Source organism: Sulfitobacter sp. M368, assembly GCF_025141875.1.
Lineage (GTDB): Bacteria > Pseudomonadota > Alphaproteobacteria > Rhodobacterales > Rhodobacteraceae > Sulfitobacter > Sulfitobacter mediterraneus_A.
Genome location: NZ_CP081113.1, coordinates 102,211 through 120,432, shown reverse-complemented (window position 1 = coordinate 120,432; position 18,222 = coordinate 102,211). Strand labels below are relative to the sequence as shown.

Sequence of the window (18,222 nt, the reverse complement as noted above, 5' to 3'; positions counted from 1 at the left end):
ACAGGTTTTGTCCGGGCAAGTTAGCAACGGCGCCGCCCCTTCTGGCAACGAAAGGCACGGCGCCCAGCCGTTACTTGGCGGTGATGACTGTCATCACCAGCTTCCCATCAGGTTTGATTGGGCCGTCCTCTTTGGCACCCAGCGTGTATTCAAACACCCCGGTTTTCATCCCGCCTGCCTCGGCATGAACCATAAGCATCAGCATCTCGCCGGGCTTGACCTCTTCTTGCAAGATCGCGGCAACATCAGCGGTTTCACCGGCGCGCAGAGGGGCATAGCCCACAACCGGACCCGGCTTCATGTCGGCACCAGTGCGATGCACAACCAGCCAACCGTTTTCGCCTGCGACAACTTTTTCTGCGCTGACCACGCCGTTTGACACGTCCTGATCAGACGCTTCGACCATTGGTGTTGCGTGGGCGGCAGCAAAGGCGGCACCAGTGCTCAAAACCAGTGCAGCGGCGGCATTCCATAGAGTATTCATTACGATCTCCCTTGTTAATGATGGTGAAGGCACGAAGGTGCTGTAGGGAGAGTTTCAAAAAATTTGTAAAATTATTTCATTCGGCGGTCCCAAAGCCGCTGATAATGCGGCAACGCCTGATCCAGCAAGGGCTGCAAACTCACAGGCAAGTCCGGTAATGGCCCCTCTGCTCCGGCAAAACCGGTGCTTTGGTGCACCGCCCCATACCAGTGCGACGCCCAAATCCCATCCTCGACGCGCGGCCCCGCCGGCCAATGCAGCATCGCCGGATCAAACGGAAGATCAATGGCAGCGCAAAGTTTGCACAACATCGCATCAGGGTCGGCGCGGATATCGGTGCTGTCGATCACCAAACCGCCAATGCGATCAAACAATCGCGTTTGTTGCGCATAGCCGATATCATGCAACGTCGGCGCTTCGCGTTTCGCCGCATAGCTGGCAATCACCCGTGCAGGATGGCGGATCAGGTGAATATTGACGCATTCCTCCACCCACTCCATGGGAAATCCGTCAATCATATGATGCGGCATATGTTTCATATACAAATGCGGCGTCCCGCCTTCACGGCAGGTTTGTGCAACCTTGACCGGGTCATTCTCATGGGCGTCCAGAATGTCCTGCCGCATCGGGTGTTCGATGCCGGTATGTAGCAGATAGGGCGCATAGAACGGCTCATCCATCACTGCAAAATCCGGGCGTGCGCCAAAACTGTACATCATTGCCGTGCTCAGATTTCGTGGCCCCGACCACATCGCAATTCGCATCTCTTTTCTCACTTTTTCTCGTCGCAGACCAAGGGCGACGCTAGAAATGTTACGAAGGCAAGCCAAGCGGTAAATTGCCTTCACCACCGCGTGACTTGGCGGGAGTCGCTCTTGCGCTAGCTCAGACTGAACGGCAGCCTCATTGCATCCAAGAGGAGCAGACAATGACGAAACTCTCCAACTTCAAGGCCATTGCCCTAGCCGCATTGATCGTGATCGGCATTTGCGCCCGTGCCCCCCATGCTCATGCTGCTGGAACCGAAACGCTCGTGGTCGCTGGCGGCTGTTTCTGGTGCGTTGAATCAGACTTTGAATCTGTCAAAGGGGTCAAGGAAGCGGTGTCAGGTTTCGCTGGCGGCACAACCAAGAGCCCTACCTACAAGCAGGTGACATCCGGCGGCACCGGTCATTACGAAGTGGTCCAGATCCAGTTCGACCCCGCGGTGGTCAGCCGTGATACGATCCTGTCGCTGTTTTTCCGATCCATCGATCCGACGGACGCGGGCGGGCAATTCTGTGACCGCGGTCCGACCTACCGTTCAGCAATCTTTGCCAATGGGCCCGCCCAGAAAGCCGCCGCTGAAAAGGCCAAGGCAGAGGCCCAGGCCGCATTGGGGCAAAAAGTCGTCACCCCGATCCTGCCCGCTGCACCATTCTATGCCGCCGATGATTATCATCAGGATTATTACAAAAGCAGTGAACGCCTCGCCTTCAGCAGCGTCGGGGTTGGTGTGAAAAAGGCGGTTGCATACAAGCGGTATCGCAAGGGCTGTGGCCGTGACAAACGGGTCAAACAGTTGTGGGGTGCAAATGCGCCCTTCGTGAACTAGCCAAAGTCGTGATCCAGGATCTCTTTGAGATCCGGAATCACATCTGCGGTGCCGTGCCGCGCCACCATGAGCGCCCCGGCCCGCATCGCCAGATCAATTGCATCAGCCATCTCCATTCCGCGATCCAGTCCGGCGATCAGATAACCGGTAAAGGTATCGCCCGCCCCGGTCGTATCAACCGGATCGGCGGGGTAAGCCGCATAGGTCTGTATGACATTTCCCTTGTTAGAGACCCATCTGCATCCGTCACCGCCGAGCGTGACCACAACATCATCCACCGGCAGATCGGTCAATTCCTGCCCGGTTGCCCCGAGCAACTGCGCTGCCTCGACTTCATTCAAGATCAGTAGATCCGCCAGTGCTGCCATTTCGGCTACAACATCGGTATCAAAGGGCGCGGCGGCATAGGCCACCCGTAACCCCAAGGTACGCGCTGTATCTGCCGCATATTTCTGGCCCAGCGTTTCGTTCTGCATCAAAACAAAATCCCCCGGCGATGCCTCTGCCAATGCCGCGCCGATCATCTGTTCGGTGATGGCATGATTGGCACCCGGATAAAGAACGATGCTGTTTTCACCCGCCGGATCGACGCAGATATTGGCATGGCCTGTGGGGGTGTCGACCTCTGAGATATGCTGCGTATCTACGCCATATTCCAACAAACGGTCCTTGGCCCATCCGCCTTCGGCACCGACAGCGCCGATATGCACCACGCGTGCCGCAGCGCGCGCTGCTGCGACCGACATGTTTGCGCCCTTGCCGCCAAGCCCCCGGTCAAATCCGGTCGCGGCAAGGGTTTCCCCAGGTTCGGGCAAATGCGGCACACGATAGAAGTTGTCCGCGTTAATCGAACCAAGGTTCCAGATCATTTGCCGACCTTACAGGCCGCAAGAATCGCCATATTCGAGATGTCATTGGCCGTTGCGTTGGTCGAGCAAATCTGGATGGACTGATCCAAGCCGGTCAAGATTGGCCCGATCACCGTTGCACCGCCCATTTCCTGCATCAACTTCACCGAAATACTGGCAGAGTGCCGCGCCGGCACAACCAGAATATTCGCTGGCCCCGTTAACCGCGAAAACGGATAGCTTTTTTGTGCCGCAACATTCAGCGCCACATCGACGGTCATTTCGCCCTCGTACTCAAAATCGACACCGCGGGCGTCCAGAACGTTCGGTGCGAGATGCATTTTTTCCGCACGCTCCGACACAGGATAGCCAAAGGTAGAGAAGCTGACGAAGGCCACACGCGGCTCCAGCCCCATATGCCGCGCAACCCGTGCGCCGCTTTCTGCGATATTGGCCAAATCGTTTTCATCCGGCCATTCATGCACCAGTGTATCGGCGATAAACACGATCCGCCCTTTGTGCATCAGCGCGGTAAACCCTGCCGCGCCATGTTCGGCATTTGCCTCAAACACATGGTTTATCCGCTCAAGCACATGCGCCGATTTGCGCGTTGCACCGGTCACAAGGCCATCGCCATGCCCATGCGCCAGCATCAATGCACCAAACACATGACGGTCTCGGGCGGCGAGGCGATGTATGTCTTTCTTGTCAAATCCGCGCCGTTGCAACCGGCCATAAAGGTAATCTTTGTAGCTGTCCAAATGCATGGTGTTGGCGGCGTTCACCACCTCCAGCTCGCGGACTGCATCCCCCATCCCGGTGGATTCAAGCTTGGCCTTCACATCATCAGGCCGTCCGACAACCAAGGCTTTGCCGAGGCCCGCACGCTGATACATCACTGCGGCCCGCAAGACCCGTGGATCGTCCCCTTCGGCAAAGACCATCCGCGCCTGATTGGCCCGTGCGCGAGCGTTTATGCCGCGCAAGATGTTGGCGGTCGGATCCATGCGGGATTTCAGGTTCAATTCATAGGCGTCCATGTCGATAATCGGACGCCGCGCCACGCCGGTATCCATGCCGGCCCGAGCGACCGCTGGCGGAATACGGTGAATAAGACGTGGATCAAACGGCGTTGGAATAATGTAATCGCGACCAAAGCTGAGGGTCTTGCCATAAGCCACGGCAACCTCATCTGGCACGTCCTCGCGTGCGAGATTGGCAAGCGCATGGGCACAGGCGATCTTCATCTCGTCGTTGATCGCACGGGCATGAATATCCAATGCTCCGCGGAACAGATAGGGAAAGCCCAAAACGTTGTTCACCTGATTTGGATAATCACTGCGCCCGGTGGCCACGATGGCGTCCATGCGCACCTCATGCGCCTCTTCGGGCGTGATCTCCGGATCAGGGTTTGCCATTGCAAAGATCACCGGATTGTCCGCCATGCTGGCCACCATATCGGGGGTCACTGCCCCTTTGACCGACACACCGAGGAACACATCGGCGTCTTTCATCGCCTCTTCCAAAGTACGCAGCTTGGTGTTTGCCGCATGCGCCGATTTCCACTGGTTCATACCTTCGGTACGGCCCTGGTAGATCACACCCTTGGTGTCACACATGATGCAATTGTCATGTTTTGCGCCCATCGCCTTGAGCAGCTCAAGACAGGCAATACCTGCCGCACCGGCACCGTTCAGAACGATTTTGACATCTTCGATCTTTTTTCCGGAAATATGCAAAGCGTTCAGCAGTCCCGCCGCACAGATCACGGCCGTGCCATGCTGATCATCGTGAAAGACAGGGATATCCATCTCTTCTTTCAGGCGCTGCTCAATGATAAAGCATTCCGGCGCCTTGATGTCCTCAAGATTGATGCCACCAAAGGTGGGTCCCATCAATTTGCACGCGTTGATAAAGGCCTCGGTATCTTCGGTATCCAGCTCAATATCGATGGAATTCACATCGGCGAAACGCTTGAACAGGACGGCCTTGCCTTCCATCACCGGCTTGGAGGCCAGCGCTCCAAGATTGCCCAAGCCCAAAACCGCTGTCCCGTTGGAGATCACCGCCACAAGGTTGCCCTTGTTGGTATAGTCATAAGCAGTTTCAGGCGCTTCAGCGATGGCCTCGCAGGGCACGGCAACACCGGGCGAATAGGCCAAGCTCAAATCGCGCTGGGTGGTCATCGGGACGGTTGCGCTGATCTCGAACTTGCCGGGGCTGGGTTCGAGGTGGAAGGCAAGCGCTTCTTCTGAGGTGATACGGTTTTTGGTCACGGGATCGGCTTTCTGCTGTTTAGACAAGTCATAGACAGCAAAGCACGCGCATACAATCAGGTGACGTATTTGACCCAGTTATGTGCGGTAACGAAATTCTCGTGCCGTTCAGGGAAATCGCGCTCAAGCCGGGATAGGGCCCATCGGATCACTTGCGGGCGCTCACACCGGTTCGCGCACCAGATCATCCGCACCAAGGTCTGCCAACGGCTCCTATCTGCCTTATAGGCCAGATCCAGCGCCACCAATTCTGACTTGGGTTCATCCAGTTCCTTGTGGCAATCCGCCTTGATCAGGCAAAGCTCTGCGTCGCGGTCCAGAAATTCGGCATGATGGCCAATAAGATCTGCCGCTTTCTCCGGCGCTCCTGCCTGCAGAACACGGGTCGCGGTTTCGATCAAAATCGCCAGTTTGGTCAATTTCGGATAATGCCCCAACAAGGTAACGACAAAGGCCATAATCTCTGCTGTTGCGGCCTCACCAAGACGCACGGGAACAATGCCGTCCTGGCTGAAGTTCGGCTCTAACAAGGGGTTTTCTGTGTTGTGGTCTGCAAAAAAACTGATGTAACGACATTGCGCAGCGTTCGCCAAAGGCCAGAAATCTCCCCAACGAAACTGCGCGGTTTGCAATGTCCCAAGCTCGATCACATAGGCATCAGGATTGGCAAACAACATGTTGGTAAAGCCGGCTCCATGATAGGAAATCATCACTTCTGCCTGGGCCATGATCGCCACCTGCTCTAGCGGAGACAGGTTTTCAAACACAACATATTCAAAATCAAACAGGCGCAGATGATCAAACAACAGATCCTCACCTTCCATGTGCCGCGCTCGACTTTGGCGATCATCGCGGCCCACAAAGAACCGCTTGGGCAAATGGCTAAAATCCTCCCCCTCGATCGCCGCCAAACCGCGGTTGCGCAGGGCAATCAGTGGCGAACTGACGCAGTTCATCGCCAGAACCGCCTGACCACGCACATCCGTCAAACCACCCCCCTCAACAAACGGTTTTGGCGCAAAATCACCTATCCCACTGACGCTTTCACGTGGCGCCTGATAGTGGCCACCCAAAAAATCATAGGTCGATATGACGCTGTCGTATTCTTTCGGCGCCCGCTCAAAAAACACCCGCCCCGCGAGCTCAGGAAACAACGCATCCACAAAAGCCCTGGCGAAGGGTCTCTGTTTGTCTTCCTGGTTCGGAAAATGGAAATAAACATTTCCGGTGAAGTTATGCCCGTCCAGAACCGTCAGCTGTGACAGAGACTCGGTGATAAAATGATAGAAGTTGAACGTGTTTCGGCATTCGATAGCAACGTCAGTATCAGGCTCTAAATCGGCCAGAATCGACGGAATTTCACGCCCCGTGTTCTCATTTTGACAACCAGCAAGATAGGTCTGAACCTGATCAACGCTGTCAATCTCAGCCTCTTCATTTTCCCAATGAAACCGGTTTATCAACCGCACCCCGGAGGCGCCGTTGAGCAGCATTCTGTCCTGCACCATGATGTGGGATTTACGAAAACTCGCCTGCTCCAGATAAATCGGGGCGGCAGCGTACTCGATCGCCTTGCTAAAGGTCTTTTGCCGCTTGGTGACCGTCAGGAATGATCGTATCTTCTTGTTGATCTGCGCATGTTCGCTTACCGCAAATCCTTCGATGATGGCCCGCTCTTTGGGTCGCCAGATAAATTCCGGCCTGTTCAGCAGAAAAAACCCCGGATCGCTCCAGGGGTTGTGAAACAGGGTTTCTGGCGGCAACGACAGGTTAATCTTGTTGCGCACGGGCGGGCGGAGCTCTCATCATGTGGTGTTAACCCGATTTTATCACGAAGAATGCCCCGGTCTACCAACATCTCTGGGCGTGGCCCTCTTTCCTCAGACCGCATGGTTTTGTACAGACAGACATGCGTGGGGAGAATGCAGTGAGCGAAGAAAAAGTCACGCCGATGATGGCGCAATATCTTGAGCTTAAGGCCGGATATGCCGACGCCCTGCTGTTCTACCGGATGGGCGATTTTTACGAGATGTTTTTTGATGATGCGGTCGCTGCCGCAGAGGCATTGGATATCGCGCTGACCAAACGCGGCAAACATGCGGGCAAGGATATCCCGATGTGCGGTGTCCCCGTTCATGCCGCCGAAGGGTACTTGCTCACGCTGATCCGCAAAGGGTTTCGCGTTGCGGTGTGCGAACAAATGGAAAGCCCGGCCGAGGCGAAGAAGCGCGGGTATAAATCGGTAGTCAAACGCGATGTTGTCCGCCTTGTCACCCCCGGCACCCTGACCGAAGAGGCTTTGCTCGAACCGCGCCGCCACAATTACCTTGCTGCATTTGCCGAGGTACGTGATGCATCGGCGCTGGCTTGGGTCGATATCTCTACCGGTGCCTTTCACGTCATGCCCTTGGCAACCGTTCGGTTAAGCCCGGAACTGGCCCGCCTCACCCCATCCGAATTGATCGTGTCCGAAGCCAAAGAGCAGGAATTTGCCGAGTTAGTCTCTGATTTCGGCCTCGCTTTAACCGGGATCGCCCGCTCCGCCTTTGACAGCACCGCAGCCGAAAAACGCATCTGTGATCTGTTCGGCATTGCAACCCTTGATGCCTTCGGAAGCTTTTCCCGCGCCGAAGTTTCTGCAATGGGTGCATTGATCGATTATTTGGAGATCACTCAAAAAGGCAAACTGCCCCTCCTGCGCTCGCCCCAGAAGGAAAGCGAAGCCCGCAGCGTTCAGATTGACGCCGCTACCCGACGCAACCTGGAATTGACCCATAGCATGACAGGTGGTCGCGCTGGATCGCTTTTGTCGATCATGGATCGCACCTGTACCGCCGGCGGCGCGAGACTGCTGGAGCGCCGGATCGCAAGCCCCTCGCGGTCTTTAGAGACTGTTATCAACCGTCTTAATGCGATTTCCTTCTGCACCGAACACCGTCGCCTTGTTCAGGATATCCGCGATCATCTGCGCAAGGTGCCTGATCTTGACCGCGCCTTGTCTCGGCTTTCTTTGGATCGGGGTGGTCCGCGCGATATCGCCGCAATCCGCAATGGCCTCGCAGAGGCAGAACAACTCCAAAACCTGATCTCGCCATCTGATCTGCCAGATCTGCTTGCCACTGCGGCAAAAGGTTTGACCGGCCATACCAATCTCGTTGACCTTTTGGATGCCGCGCTGGTTGCAGAGCCGCCGCTCCTGGCCCGCGATGGCGGATTCATCGCCGAAGGCTATGACGAAGAACTGGATGCTTCGCGCAAACTGCGCGATGAAGGGCGTTCTGTCATCGCAGAAATGCAACAGAATTTCGTCTCTATCACGGGCATCTCGACACTGAAGATCAAGCACAACAATGTGCTGGGATATTTTATTGAAACCACCGCAACCCATGCAGACAAGATGCTGGCGCCACCCCTGTCCGAGACCTTTATCCATCGTCAGACAACTGCAAATCAGGTACGCTTCACAACGGTAGAATTGTCCGAAATGGAGACAAAGATTCTCAATGCGGGGAACCACGCGCTTGAGATCGAGAAACGGCTATTTGAATCCCTCAAAGCCGCCATTCTTGAAAGCGCCGCGCAGATCGGCGTCACCGCAACCGCGTTGGCCGAGATTGATCTGGCCTCGGGCCTGGCCGATCTTGCGCTGGCGGAAAACTGGACACGCCCCAAGGTGGACAACAGCCGCGCCTTTGACATCAAGGGTGGACGTCATCCCGTGGTGGAACGCGCCCTCGCCCAACAATCGGGTGAGCCGTTTATCGCCAACGATTGTGACCTCAGCGCATCGGATCAGGATGCGAATATTTGGTTACTGACCGGCCCCAATATGGCCGGTAAATCTACATTTCTGCGCCAGAACGCGCTGATCGCCCTGATGGCTCAAATGGGCAGCTTCGTCCCCGCCGCTTCTGCGCATATCGGCATGATCAGCCAGCTTTTCAGCCGGGTGGGTGCTTCGGATGACCTGGCGCGCGGCCGCTCCACATTTATGGTCGAAATGGTTGAAACCGCCGCGATTCTCAACCAAGCGGACGACCGCGCCTTGGTGATCCTCGATGAAATTGGTCGCGGCACAGCGACTTATGATGGGTTGTCGATCGCTTGGGCTACGCTTGAACATCTGCATGATGTGAACAAATCTCGGGCGCTCTTTGCCACCCATTATCACGAAATGACCGCCCTTTCCGGTAAATTGAACGGCGTTGATAACGCCACAGTCGCGGTGAAAGAATGGGAAGGCGAGGTGATCTTTCTGCACGAGGTGCGCAAGGGCGCGGCGGATCGATCTTATGGCGTACAAGTGGCGCAACTTGCCGGTTTGCCTGATGCGGTGATAGCTCGCGCCCGTGTTGTTCTTGATGCGCTGGAAAAAGGCGAACGCGAAGGCGGCGCAACTCAGAAAACCCTGATCGACGATCTACCGCTTTTCTCGGTGAGCGCCACGCGGGCCCCTGCTCCGACCCAAAAGTCCGAGGTTGAAGAACAACTCAAGACGATCATGCCAGATGAGCTGACCCCGCGTGAGGCACTTGATCTGCTGTACAAACTGAAAGAGGCGGTCAAAGACTGACCACCTCTTTCTTTTTGGCTCAATAAATACTCTCGCCGAAGGCAAGAAATCTCTTATCCCGCAGGTTGCGACGAAACCCCAACCTGTGCGGGACGAAGCAAGCGGTCATGCAACATGAACCCTTCTGCCGCAACCTGGATAATGTCACCCGCTTTGGTGCCCGGCACCGGCGCTTCGAACATGGCCTGATGATGCTGCGGATCGAATTTATCGCCGACTTCCGGCGCGATCACTTCGATCCCGTGTTTCTTGAACACATTCAGCAGCTCGCGCATGGTCAGCTCCACACCCTCAAGCAATGGGCCGGACACCTGCCGCTGCTCTTCTGTGGCGGCCTCAAGGGCGCGTTTCATATTGTCGTAAACAGGCAGCATGTCACGGGCCAGCTTTGACCCGCCATAGTTCTCCGCCTCACGGCGATCCTTGTCAGACCGCTTACGTGCATTCTCGGCATCGGCCAGCGCCCGCATGAAACGGTCTTTGTATTGATCCCGGTCTGCACGAAGCTGTTCAAGCTCCAGCGCTTCGTCATCAATCTCTGCCGCGTCCTCGGCAAATTCCTCTGCCATCGCTTGCTCAATATCGTCGAGAAAATCGTTTTCCTTAGGCTCTGCCATTTTTCACCTCTAACTCCGATCAGACACCAGTTTTCCGACCAGCTGTGCCGTGTAATTCACAATCGGCACGATACGTCCATAGTTCAGGCGAGTGGGGCCAATCACGCCGACCGCACCAATCACCTTTCGATCAGCGTTCATATAAGGGGAAAACACCAGAGAGGAACCCGAAAGTGAGAAAAGTTTGTTTTCTGAGCCGATAAAAATGCGTACACCCTCGCCGCCCTCGGCCAAATCAAGAAATTCAGCAATGTCACGCTTGCGTTCCAGATCATCAAACAGGCTGCGAATACGTTCCAGATCCTCGGCTTCCGCTTCCGTTCCCAGCAGATTCGACCGTCCTCGGACGATCAAACGCTCCGTGTTGGTATCCTCGCCTTGCCACAGTGCCAGACCACTTTCCACCATGTCGCGGGCCAGAACATCAATCTCTTGTCGCCTTTGTGCGATCTCCCGCTCAATGGTTTTTTGAAGCTCGCTGATGGTTTTACCTTCAACCAGCGCATTGAGGAAATTTGCCGCCTCCCGCATGGAACTCGGCGTTTGCCCAGGGGGTGGCGTGAACAGTCGATTTTCCACATGACCGTCCGAAAACACCAGAACCACCAGTGCCCGATCCTGCGACAGGGACACAAATTCGATATGTTTTATAGGGGCTTCGTGCTTGGGCGTCATAACCAGTGACGCCCCTTGCGTGACCCCCGACAAGGCAGAGCCAACACGATCAAGCAGACCGCCAACATCCGATGCATTGTCGCCAAGGGTCGCATCAATCTTTTCGCGGTCGGTCTCTGTCGGATCACCCAGTTCGATCATCCCGTCGACAAACATCCTCAGGCCCAGTTGTGTCGGAATACGCCCGGCGCTGACGTGCGGCGATCCCAAGACACCAAGGTACTCAAGATCCTGCATCACGTTCCGGATTGTAGCCGCACTGACCTTTTCACTGAAATCCCGTGTCAGGGTTCGTGACCCAACAGGATCACCATTGGCCAGATATCCTTCGACCACCCGGCGAAACACTTCGCGGGATCGGTCATTCATCTCGTTGAGTAGGTCAGAGGTCTCTGTCATCTTCATACCTGTTTAGGAGATAATAAAGGTGCAGCAAGGGTAAACGTCAATCGGGCTTGCATACAGCATAGGTCGGGCGCTATCCCCGGTTCAAACTGTAAAGGAATGAATATGCGTCCCTCTGGCCGGAAACTTGATGAAATGCGTGCTGTCTCTGTTGAGGTAGGCTTTACCAAACATGCCGAAGGGTCGGCGCTGATCAAGATGGGGGATACCCATGTCTTGTGTACTGCAACCATCGAAGATCGCGTTCCGCCGTTTATCAAAGGTTCCGGTTTGGGTTGGGTCACCGCAGAATACGGCATGCTGCCCCGCGCCACCAACACCCGAATGCGCCGTGAGGCCACAGCGGGCAAGCAAGGCGGCCGCACTGTTGAAATTCAACGCCTGATTGGCCGGTCTTTGCGGGCAGGTGTTGATCGCGTTGCGCTGGGCGAACGTCAGATCACCGTGGATTGCGATGTTTTGCAGGCCGATGGCGGCACCCGCTGCGCGTCGATCACCGGCGGCTGGATTGCGCTGCGCCTTGCGGTCAACAAATTGATGAAGGCCGGCGATGTGATCACCGATCCGCTGGTTGATCCAGTTGCCGCAATCAGCTGCGGCATTTACGCGGGTCAGCCCGTGCTTGATCTCGATTATCCTGAAGATTCAGAAGCAGGGGTCGACGGCAACTTCATCATGACCGGCTCAAAGCGATTGATCGAAGTTCAGATGAGCGCTGAGGGCTCCACGTACTCGCGCGATCAAATGAACCAATTGATGGACCTGGCCGAGAAAGGCGTGTCCGAACTCGTCGCGATCCAAAAGGACGTCACTGCGTGACCCGGAAATTCACAGAAACCCGCATCCTGATTGCCACCCACAACGCTGGCAAATTGGAGGAGATGCAGCAATTGTTCGCTCCGCGCGGCGTTTCTGTGGTCGGCGCGGCCGAGCTGAACCTACCAGAGCCGGAAGAGACCGAGACCACCTTTGTTGGCAATGCACGGATCAAGGCACATGCCGCAGCGCAAGCCACCGGCCTGCCTGCCCTGTCCGACGATTCAGGGATCGAGGTGGAAGCCTTGGACAATGCGCCCGGCGTGTACACTGCAGATTGGGCGGAAACCCCGACCGGCCGCGATTTCACGATGGCGATGACCAAGACGCACAATCTGCTTGAAGAAAAATCGGCACCGCACCCCCGGCGCGCCCGGTTCTGCGCCACGCTGGTTCTAGCCTGGCCCGATGGCCATGACGAAGTATTTGCGGGCCGCGTTAACGGCACTTTGGTTTGGCCGATCCGCGGCAAATTGGGCCATGGATATGACCCGATGTTCATGCCGGACGGCCATGACATCACCTTTGCCGAAATGGATGCCGATCAGAAAAACGCGATCAGCCACCGTGCTGACGCCTTTTCCAAGCTGATCACAGCTTGTTTTGACTGAAGATTGGCAAAACGGCGGCTTTGGGCTTTATATCCATTGGCCGTTTTGCGAGGCGAAATGCCCGTATTGTGATTTCAACAGCCATGTCAGCAGACAAATTGACCAACGCGCATGGCGTGATGGCTATTTGTCAGAACTCAAACGCACCGCTGCTGAAACCAAGGGCCGTGTCCTGAATGCAGTGTTCTTTGGTGGCGGGACGCCCAGCCTGATGGACCCTGATGTTGTTGCAGATGTCATCAGCGCCATCAAAACACACTGGCCCACAGCCAACGATCTTGAAATCACGCTCGAAGCAAACCCCAGTTCCGTCGAGGCGGGCCGCTTTGCCGCGTACCGTGACGCCGGGATCACCCGCGTTTCCATGGGAATACAAGCTTTGAACGACGAAGATCTCCGCCGCCTTGGCCGGATTCATACTGCAAAAGAGGCCCTGACCGCCTTTGACGTCGCAAGGGCCGCGTTTGACCGTGTCAGTTTTGATCTGATTTACGGACGCCAGAACCAAACCGCTCAGGACTGGAAGGTAGAGCTAAAGCAGGCTCTAAACCTCGCGATAGACCATATATCGCTCTACCAACTCACCATTGAACAAGGCACAGCATTTGGCGATCGTTATGCCCGTGGTGGATTACGCGGATTGCCCGATGAAGATCTGGGCGCCGATCTCTATACCCTTACCCAAGACATTTGCGACGAAATGGGAATGCCGGGATACGAAGTGTCAAATCACGCCCGCGACGGGGCGCAATCGCGACATAATCTGATCTACTGGCGATATGGTGATTACATCGGAATCGGGCCCGGCGCCCATGGTCGGGTTACGATTGAAGGCAACCGCTTTGCAACAGAATGCTTCAGCAATCCCAAAACCTGGCTTGAGAGATCATCTGATGGGACGACGGAGAAGCCACGGAGCCTGCTCGATCCATCCGAACAAGCCATCGAATTTTTGTTGATGGGCTTGCGGTTAAAGGAAGGCATTGATCCAAAGCGGTTTGCACGAATTGCTGGTAAACCGGTTTCCGAAGAAAAGATCGATCATCTGAGCGAGATTGGGATGATCAGCGCCACAGATGATCGGATTATTGTTACAAATCAAGGATTTAACGTTCTGAACGCGGTGATCGAGCACCTTATACCTAACTAAGCACCGCTCAGCACGCGGCACAATTCATCCAACTCATCCAATGAATCGTAATGAACTGTCAGCTGGCCCTTTTCTTGGCCGGGCTTATGGTTCAACACAACTTTCATCTTAAGTGCTGCTGTAAGATCGCCCTCCAACGCTTTGGTATCGGCGTCTTTCTCAACTTTGGCCGCCGGCTTTTTGCCATCGACCACGTCGCTGGCATCCGCTTGCTGTTCTTTCTTAACCAACGCCTCAGCTGCGCGAACGGACAGCCCCTTTTTGACAATCTCTCGGGCCAATTTGACGGGGTCTTGCGCGGGCACCAAAGCACGCGCATGCCCTGCACTTAGATCGCCATCCCGGACCATATCCAGGACTGGCTGTGGCAGGTTCAAAAGGCGCAGCAAGTTCGCAATATGGCTCCGGCTTTTGCCAAGCGCTTCGGCCATTTTTTCCTGGGTATGGCCAAACTTGTCCATCAATTGCCGATAACCTGCGGCCTCTTCAATCGGGTTCAGGTCGGCACGCTGAATATTCTCGATGATTGCCACCTCGAGAACTTCAACATCTGTAAATTCACGGATCACCACCGGCAGTTCATGTAGCTGCGCCAGCTGCGCTGCACGCCAGCGGCGCTCACCAGCGACGATCTCATAGGATTCATCGCTCCGCTTGCGCACGATCAACGGCTGAATGACGCCTTTCTCCTTGATCGACGCGGCCAGATCATCCAGATCTTCCTTAGCAAAACGCTTCCGCGGCTGTTCCGGGTTCGGAGAAATCCGCTCAATCGGGATATATTGCTCCGTCGCGACGGGCCCTTGTGCGGTTGTCGCTTCGGTTTCCGCGACATCCGCCATCAATGCGGACAGCCCGCGACCTAATCCGCGTTTGCGATCTTGTTTATCTGCCATCTCTGCATCCTCAGACGTTATTCTTGATCAATTCTCTAGCCAAATCCAGATAAGCCTCCGCCCCCTTGGACTGAGGATCATAGGCCAACACTGGCATAGCATAGCTTGGCGCTTCGCTCACTCTTACATTTCGTGGGATCATTGTTTCAAACACCAGATCACCCAGATTACTGCGTGCATCCAGCTCCACCTGCTGTGAAAGGTTGTTCCTTTTGTCGTACATCGTCAGCACCACGCCCTCAATCCGAAGATCCTTATTGCCGGTTTGGCGCACTTCGCGGATGGTCATCATCAGTTGTGACAATCCCTCCAGCGCAAAAAACTCGCTTTGCAGCGGGACAAGGATCGAATGGGACGCGATCATTGCATTCACGGTCAGCAAGTTAAGCGACGGCGGGCAATCAATCAGGATATAATCCAGCGCATAGCGATCCATCTGTGTTTGCCGCAATGCGTCATGCAGCAGAAAACTGCGCTTTTCGTTTGCGATCAGCTCAATATCAGCGGAACTCAGATCAACGGTCGCCGGAACGATCAACAAACCTTGATAATCCGTTTCCTGAACGACCTCATCCAGATCAATATCTTCCAAAAGCAATTCATAAGTTGTGTAAACCCTGTCCTCCAACTCAATTCCAAGTCCTGTGGAGGCATTGCCCTGCGGATCAAGATCAACAAGCAGCACCCGTTTGCCTTCCTCAACCAATGCAGCGGCGAGATTGATCGCGGTGGTCGTTTTGCCAACTCCGCCTTTTTGGTTGGCAACAGCGATAATCTTGGGGCCATCGGGGCGGGATAAGTCAGACACGGGAAATTTCCTTGATACTCAGGATCGCAGCATCAGCGCTGGTTCTACTTTTGACAGGTTCACAATCGTAGGACCACAGCTTCCGCGCCTCTTGATCCTCTTTTTTCCACTGTGCCCCCTTCGGGAACAGAGCCAGACCGCCCGGCGAAAGATGTCGTTCGGCAAAACCCAATAGAACAGACAGATCCGCCAGGGCACGGGCACTCAGGATGTCGGCGCCCAATGGATCAATTTCCTCAATACGTTCGGATTGCACTGTGATTCCCAGATCCAGCTCTCTGGACGCTGTTCGCAGGAATGCGCATTTACGCTGATCGCTCTCAACCAGCGTGAATTTAACTGGATCTGGACCTTCTGACGCTAGAATTGCCAAGACCACACCTGGAAAGCCACCTCCACTACCCAGATCAACCCAGTGTCCTTGCTTTGGCGCCAAGTCATAGATTTGTACTGAATCCACAATGTGCCTGTCCCAGATATGAGGAACGCTTGCTTTGGATATCAGATTGATTTTGACCGTCCATTTTTCAACGAGCGCAACAAATGCCTCAAGCTTGTCCAATGTTTCACGTGAAACATCCAAATCCATATCGCTCATGCAGTTTTCTTCCCAACATCGCGACGCAACCGCGCCAGAAGAAGTGTCAATGCTGCAGGGGTCATGCCGTCAATGCGGGCAGCTTGCGCCAGCGTTTCCGGTTGTGCCGACATCAGTTTCATCTTGAGCTCATTGGACAACCCGTCAAGTGCCTCATATTGAAACCCGACCGGTATTTTCTGCGCTTCATCCTTGCGCAGGGCATCAATATCCTTTTGCTGCCGCGCGAGATAGTTGGAATAGAGCGCGTCACGCTCAATCTGTTCTGAGATTTCAGAGGAGACGCCTTCAAGCTCCGGAACCAATGGCAAAATATCTTCAAACTTCATGTCAGGGAAAGAAAGCAACTGAAACGCACTTCGCCTGTTGCCATCCTGACTGATCGCAATCCCGGCCTGAATGGCCTCTTTTGGTGTGAAAGTGGCAGAGGAAAGGATTTCCTTTACCCGCAACAGCTCATTCAGTTTGGACTGAAAAGCAGATTTTCGTTGGTCGGAAACACAACCGAGCTGCATCGCCAGTGGCGTCAAGCGCTGATCGGCGTTGTCCGCGCGCAAGGAAAGCCGGAATTCGGCCCGTGAGGTGAACATCCGATAGGGTTCGCTGACCCCGCGCGTTGTCAGGTCGTCAATCATCACGCCGATATAGCTGTCTGCGCGGCTAAAGGTGATCTGATCTTTGCCCTGTGAAGAGAGCGCCGCATTCAACCCCGCAACCAAGCCTTGTGCGGCGGCTTCTTCATATCCGGTGGTGCCATTGATCTGCCCCGCGAGATACAGGCCCGGTACTTTTCGAACCTCCAGCGTCGCCTTCAGCGCGCGTGGATCAATGTAGTCATATTCAATCGCATATCCCGGTTGAAGAATGACGGCATTCTCAAGGCCCTTCATCGAACGCACGTATTCTAGCTGCACTTCTTCCGGCAAAGATGTCGAAATGCCATTCGGATAGACGGTGTAATCATCTGCGCCTTCCGGCTCCAGGAAAACTTGATGGGAATCCTTATCGGCGAACCGGACCACCTTATCTTCGATCGAGGGGCAATAGCGGGGGCCAACCCCATCAATATGTCCGCCATACATCGCGGATCGCTCGAGATTGGTGCGAATGATGTCATGGGTCTTTTCGTTGGTGTGCGTAATACCACAAGAGATTTGCGGTGCTGATGTTTGCTTGGACAAAAAGGAAAACAGGACCGGCTCTTCGTCACCGGGCTGTTCATCCAAGACATCCCAATTGATCGTGCGGCCATCCAACCTTGGTGGTGTCCCGGTTTTGAGCCGTCCCATAGGTAGGTCAAACCCATCAATCGTTTCAGCCAATTTTTCGGACGCCTTGTCACCCATTCGGCCACCGGACCGCGAAACCTCCCCGATATGAATGACACCGCGCAAAAACGTGCCAGTGGTCAAGATCACTGCATTCGCTGTGATCTGCTCACCGTCAGCAAGGACAATCCCGCAAACTCTGCCATTCTCAACAATCAGATCGACAACCTCACCAATCACGATGGTCAGGTTGTCTTGCTTCTGGGTCTCCAAGAGCATCTGTTCGCGATAGATTTTGCGATCGGACTGCGCCCGTGGGCCTTGAACCGCCGGACCTTTGCGTCGGTTCAACAACCGGAATTGGATTCCGGCCTTATCTGCGACGCGCCCCATAACACCGTCCATCGCATCAATCTCGCGCACAAGATGGCCTTTTCCGAGGCCACCAATTGCCGGATTGCACGACATAACGCCGATCCCCGCCTCGGTCATCGTTACAAGGGCGGTGTCTGCAGACATCCGTGCCGCAGCATGTGCAGCCTCCGCCCCAGCGTGACCGCCGCCAATCACAACAACTTCAAAATGTTTCACGTGAAACACTCC

The 18,222-nt window shown here is 55.1% G+C and carries 16 protein-coding genes; 5 read left to right on the top strand and 11 right to left on the bottom strand.

What is annotated here, in order from left to right; all coding sequences use genetic code 11:
* Window positions 1–70 precede the first annotated feature (70 nt).
* The gene (locus K3754_RS00560; RefSeq protein WP_037906287.1) at window positions 71–484 is read right to left on the bottom strand and encodes a hypothetical protein; all 414 of its coding nucleotides are present in this window, start codon (window positions 482–484) and stop codon (window positions 71–73) included.
* 71 nt (window positions 485–555) lie between these two features.
* Complete coding sequence (locus tag K3754_RS00555) at window positions 556–1,248, bottom strand: HAD family hydrolase (protein ID WP_259943419.1); 693 nt, start codon at window positions 1,246–1,248, stop codon at window positions 556–558.
* A gap of 164 nt (window positions 1,249–1,412) precedes the next feature.
* Between K3754_RS00555 and msrA the strand changes: the two genes are divergently transcribed.
* The gene (gene msrA / locus K3754_RS00550) at window positions 1,413–2,078 is read left to right on the top strand and encodes a peptide-methionine (S)-S-oxide reductase MsrA (RefSeq protein ID WP_259939899.1); all 666 of its coding nucleotides are present in this window, start codon (window positions 1,413–1,415) and stop codon (window positions 2,076–2,078) included.
* Here msrA and K3754_RS00545 read toward each other — a convergent pair.
* Genes K3754_RS00545 through K3754_RS00535 form a run of 3 tightly spaced genes read right to left on the bottom strand, consistent with a single transcriptional unit; the run spans window position 2,075 to window position 6,989 of the window.
* Window positions 2,075–2,947, bottom strand: a complete 873-nt coding sequence (locus K3754_RS00545; RefSeq protein ID WP_259939884.1) for a ribokinase — start codon at window positions 2,945–2,947, stop codon at window positions 2,075–2,077. The genes msrA and K3754_RS00545 overlap by 4 nt on opposite strands.
* Window positions 2,944–5,202: an NADP-dependent malic enzyme gene (locus tag K3754_RS00540; RefSeq protein ID WP_203209527.1), complete on the bottom strand. Its 2,259-nt coding sequence runs from the start codon at window positions 5,200–5,202 to the stop codon at window positions 2,944–2,946. Before K3754_RS00540 ends, K3754_RS00545 begins: the two co-directional genes overlap by 4 nt.
* 56 nt (window positions 5,203–5,258) lie before the next feature.
* Window positions 5,259–6,989 carry a glycosyltransferase 61 family protein gene (locus K3754_RS00535; protein ID WP_259939881.1) on the bottom strand — a complete coding sequence of 577 codons (1,731 nt, stop codon included), beginning with the start codon at window positions 6,987–6,989 and terminating at the stop codon, window positions 5,259–5,261.
* A 164-nt stretch (window positions 6,990–7,153) separates the two neighbouring features.
* On the opposite strand from K3754_RS00535, the gene mutS reads away from it, so the two are divergent.
* Window positions 7,154–9,775 carry a DNA mismatch repair protein MutS gene (gene mutS, locus K3754_RS00530; RefSeq protein ID WP_259943418.1) on the top strand — a complete coding sequence of 874 codons (2,622 nt, stop codon included), beginning with the start codon at window positions 7,154–7,156 and terminating at the stop codon, window positions 9,773–9,775.
* Between the two features lie 53 nt (window positions 9,776–9,828).
* Here mutS and K3754_RS00525 read toward each other — a convergent pair whose 3' ends face one another.
* Both K3754_RS00525 and hrcA read right to left on the bottom strand, forming a co-directional pair.
* Window positions 9,829–10,392 carry a nucleotide exchange factor GrpE gene (locus tag K3754_RS00525; RefSeq protein WP_203209529.1) on the bottom strand — a complete coding sequence of 188 codons (564 nt, stop codon included), beginning with the start codon at window positions 10,390–10,392 and terminating at the stop codon, window positions 9,829–9,831.
* A gap of 9 nt (window positions 10,393–10,401) precedes the next feature.
* Complete coding sequence (hrcA, locus tag K3754_RS00520) at window positions 10,402–11,466, bottom strand: heat-inducible transcriptional repressor HrcA (protein ID WP_203209530.1); 1,065 nt, start codon at window positions 11,464–11,466, stop codon at window positions 10,402–10,404.
* A gap of 111 nt (window positions 11,467–11,577) precedes the next feature.
* On the opposite strand from hrcA, the gene rph reads away from it, so the two are divergent.
* The 3 genes from rph to hemW are packed head-to-tail and all read left to right on the top strand — an operon-like array spanning window position 11,578 to window position 14,049.
* Window positions 11,578–12,291 (top strand): ribonuclease PH, encoded by a 714-nt coding sequence (gene rph / locus K3754_RS00515; protein WP_259939876.1) that lies wholly within the window; start codon window positions 11,578–11,580, stop codon window positions 12,289–12,291.
* On the top strand, window positions 12,288–12,899 hold the full coding sequence (gene rdgB / locus K3754_RS00510; RefSeq protein WP_259939874.1) for an RdgB/HAM1 family non-canonical purine NTP pyrophosphatase: 612 nt from the start codon (window positions 12,288–12,290) through the stop codon (window positions 12,897–12,899). The genes rph and rdgB overlap by 4 nt, the downstream gene beginning before the upstream one ends.
* Window positions 12,892–14,049: a radical SAM family heme chaperone HemW gene (gene hemW, locus K3754_RS00505; protein ID WP_259939861.1), complete on the top strand. Its 1,158-nt coding sequence runs from the start codon at window positions 12,892–12,894 to the stop codon at window positions 14,047–14,049. Before rdgB ends, hemW begins: the two co-directional genes overlap by 8 nt.
* On the opposite strand, the gene K3754_RS00500 is transcribed toward hemW, so the two are convergent.
* From K3754_RS00500 to mnmG, 4 genes are read right to left on the bottom strand one after another with little or no spacing between them, the layout of a single operon-like run.
* Complete coding sequence (locus K3754_RS00500) at window positions 14,046–14,945, bottom strand: ParB/RepB/Spo0J family partition protein (protein WP_203209533.1); 900 nt, start codon at window positions 14,943–14,945, stop codon at window positions 14,046–14,048. The two genes, hemW and K3754_RS00500, sit on opposite strands and share 4 nt — an antisense overlap.
* Before the next feature lie 10 nt (window positions 14,946–14,955).
* Window positions 14,956–15,753, bottom strand: a complete 798-nt coding sequence (locus tag K3754_RS00495) for a ParA family protein (RefSeq protein WP_259939858.1) — start codon at window positions 15,751–15,753, stop codon at window positions 14,956–14,958.
* The gene (gene rsmG, locus K3754_RS00490) at window positions 15,746–16,351 is read right to left on the bottom strand and encodes a 16S rRNA (guanine(527)-N(7))-methyltransferase RsmG (protein WP_203209535.1); all 606 of its coding nucleotides are present in this window, start codon (window positions 16,349–16,351) and stop codon (window positions 15,746–15,748) included. The genes K3754_RS00495 and rsmG overlap by 8 nt, the downstream gene beginning before the upstream one ends.
* Window positions 16,348–18,210, bottom strand: coding sequence for a tRNA uridine-5-carboxymethylaminomethyl(34) synthesis enzyme MnmG (gene mnmG / locus K3754_RS00485; RefSeq protein WP_259939856.1), 1,863 nt, complete (start codon window positions 18,208–18,210; stop codon window positions 16,348–16,350). The genes rsmG and mnmG overlap by 4 nt, the downstream gene beginning before the upstream one ends.
* Window positions 18,211–18,222: the final 12 nt, after the last annotated feature.

What these genes read in the sequence shown, in the direction of transcription:
- K3754_RS00560 (WP_037906287.1), bottom strand. Translation starts at nt 484, where the DNA reads ATGAATACTCTATGGAATGCCGCCGCTGCACTGGTTTTGAGCACTGGT.
- K3754_RS00555 (WP_259943419.1), bottom strand. Translation starts at nt 1,248, where the DNA reads ATGCGAATTGCGATGTGGTCGGGGCCACGAAATCTGAGCACGGCAATG.
- msrA (WP_259939899.1), top strand. Translation starts at nt 1,413, where the DNA reads ATGACGAAACTCTCCAACTTCAAGGCCATTGCCCTAGCCGCATTGATC.
- K3754_RS00545 (WP_259939884.1), bottom strand. Translation starts at nt 2,947, where the DNA reads ATGATCTGGAACCTTGGTTCGATTAACGCGGACAACTTCTATCGTGTG.
- mutS (WP_259943418.1), top strand. Translation starts at nt 7,154, where the DNA reads ATGATGGCGCAATATCTTGAGCTTAAGGCCGGATATGCCGACGCCCTG.
- K3754_RS00525 (WP_203209529.1), bottom strand. Translation starts at nt 10,392, where the DNA reads ATGGCAGAGCCTAAGGAAAACGATTTTCTCGACGATATTGAGCAAGCG.
- hrcA (WP_203209530.1), bottom strand. Translation starts at nt 11,466, where the DNA reads ATGACAGAGACCTCTGACCTACTCAACGAGATGAATGACCGATCCCGC.
- rph (WP_259939876.1), top strand. Translation starts at nt 11,578, where the DNA reads ATGCGTCCCTCTGGCCGGAAACTTGATGAAATGCGTGCTGTCTCTGTT.
- K3754_RS00500 (WP_203209533.1), bottom strand. Translation starts at nt 14,945, where the DNA reads ATGGCAGATAAACAAGATCGCAAACGCGGATTAGGTCGCGGGCTGTCC.
- rsmG (WP_203209535.1), bottom strand. Translation starts at nt 16,351, where the DNA reads ATGAGCGATATGGATTTGGATGTTTCACGTGAAACATTGGACAAGCTT.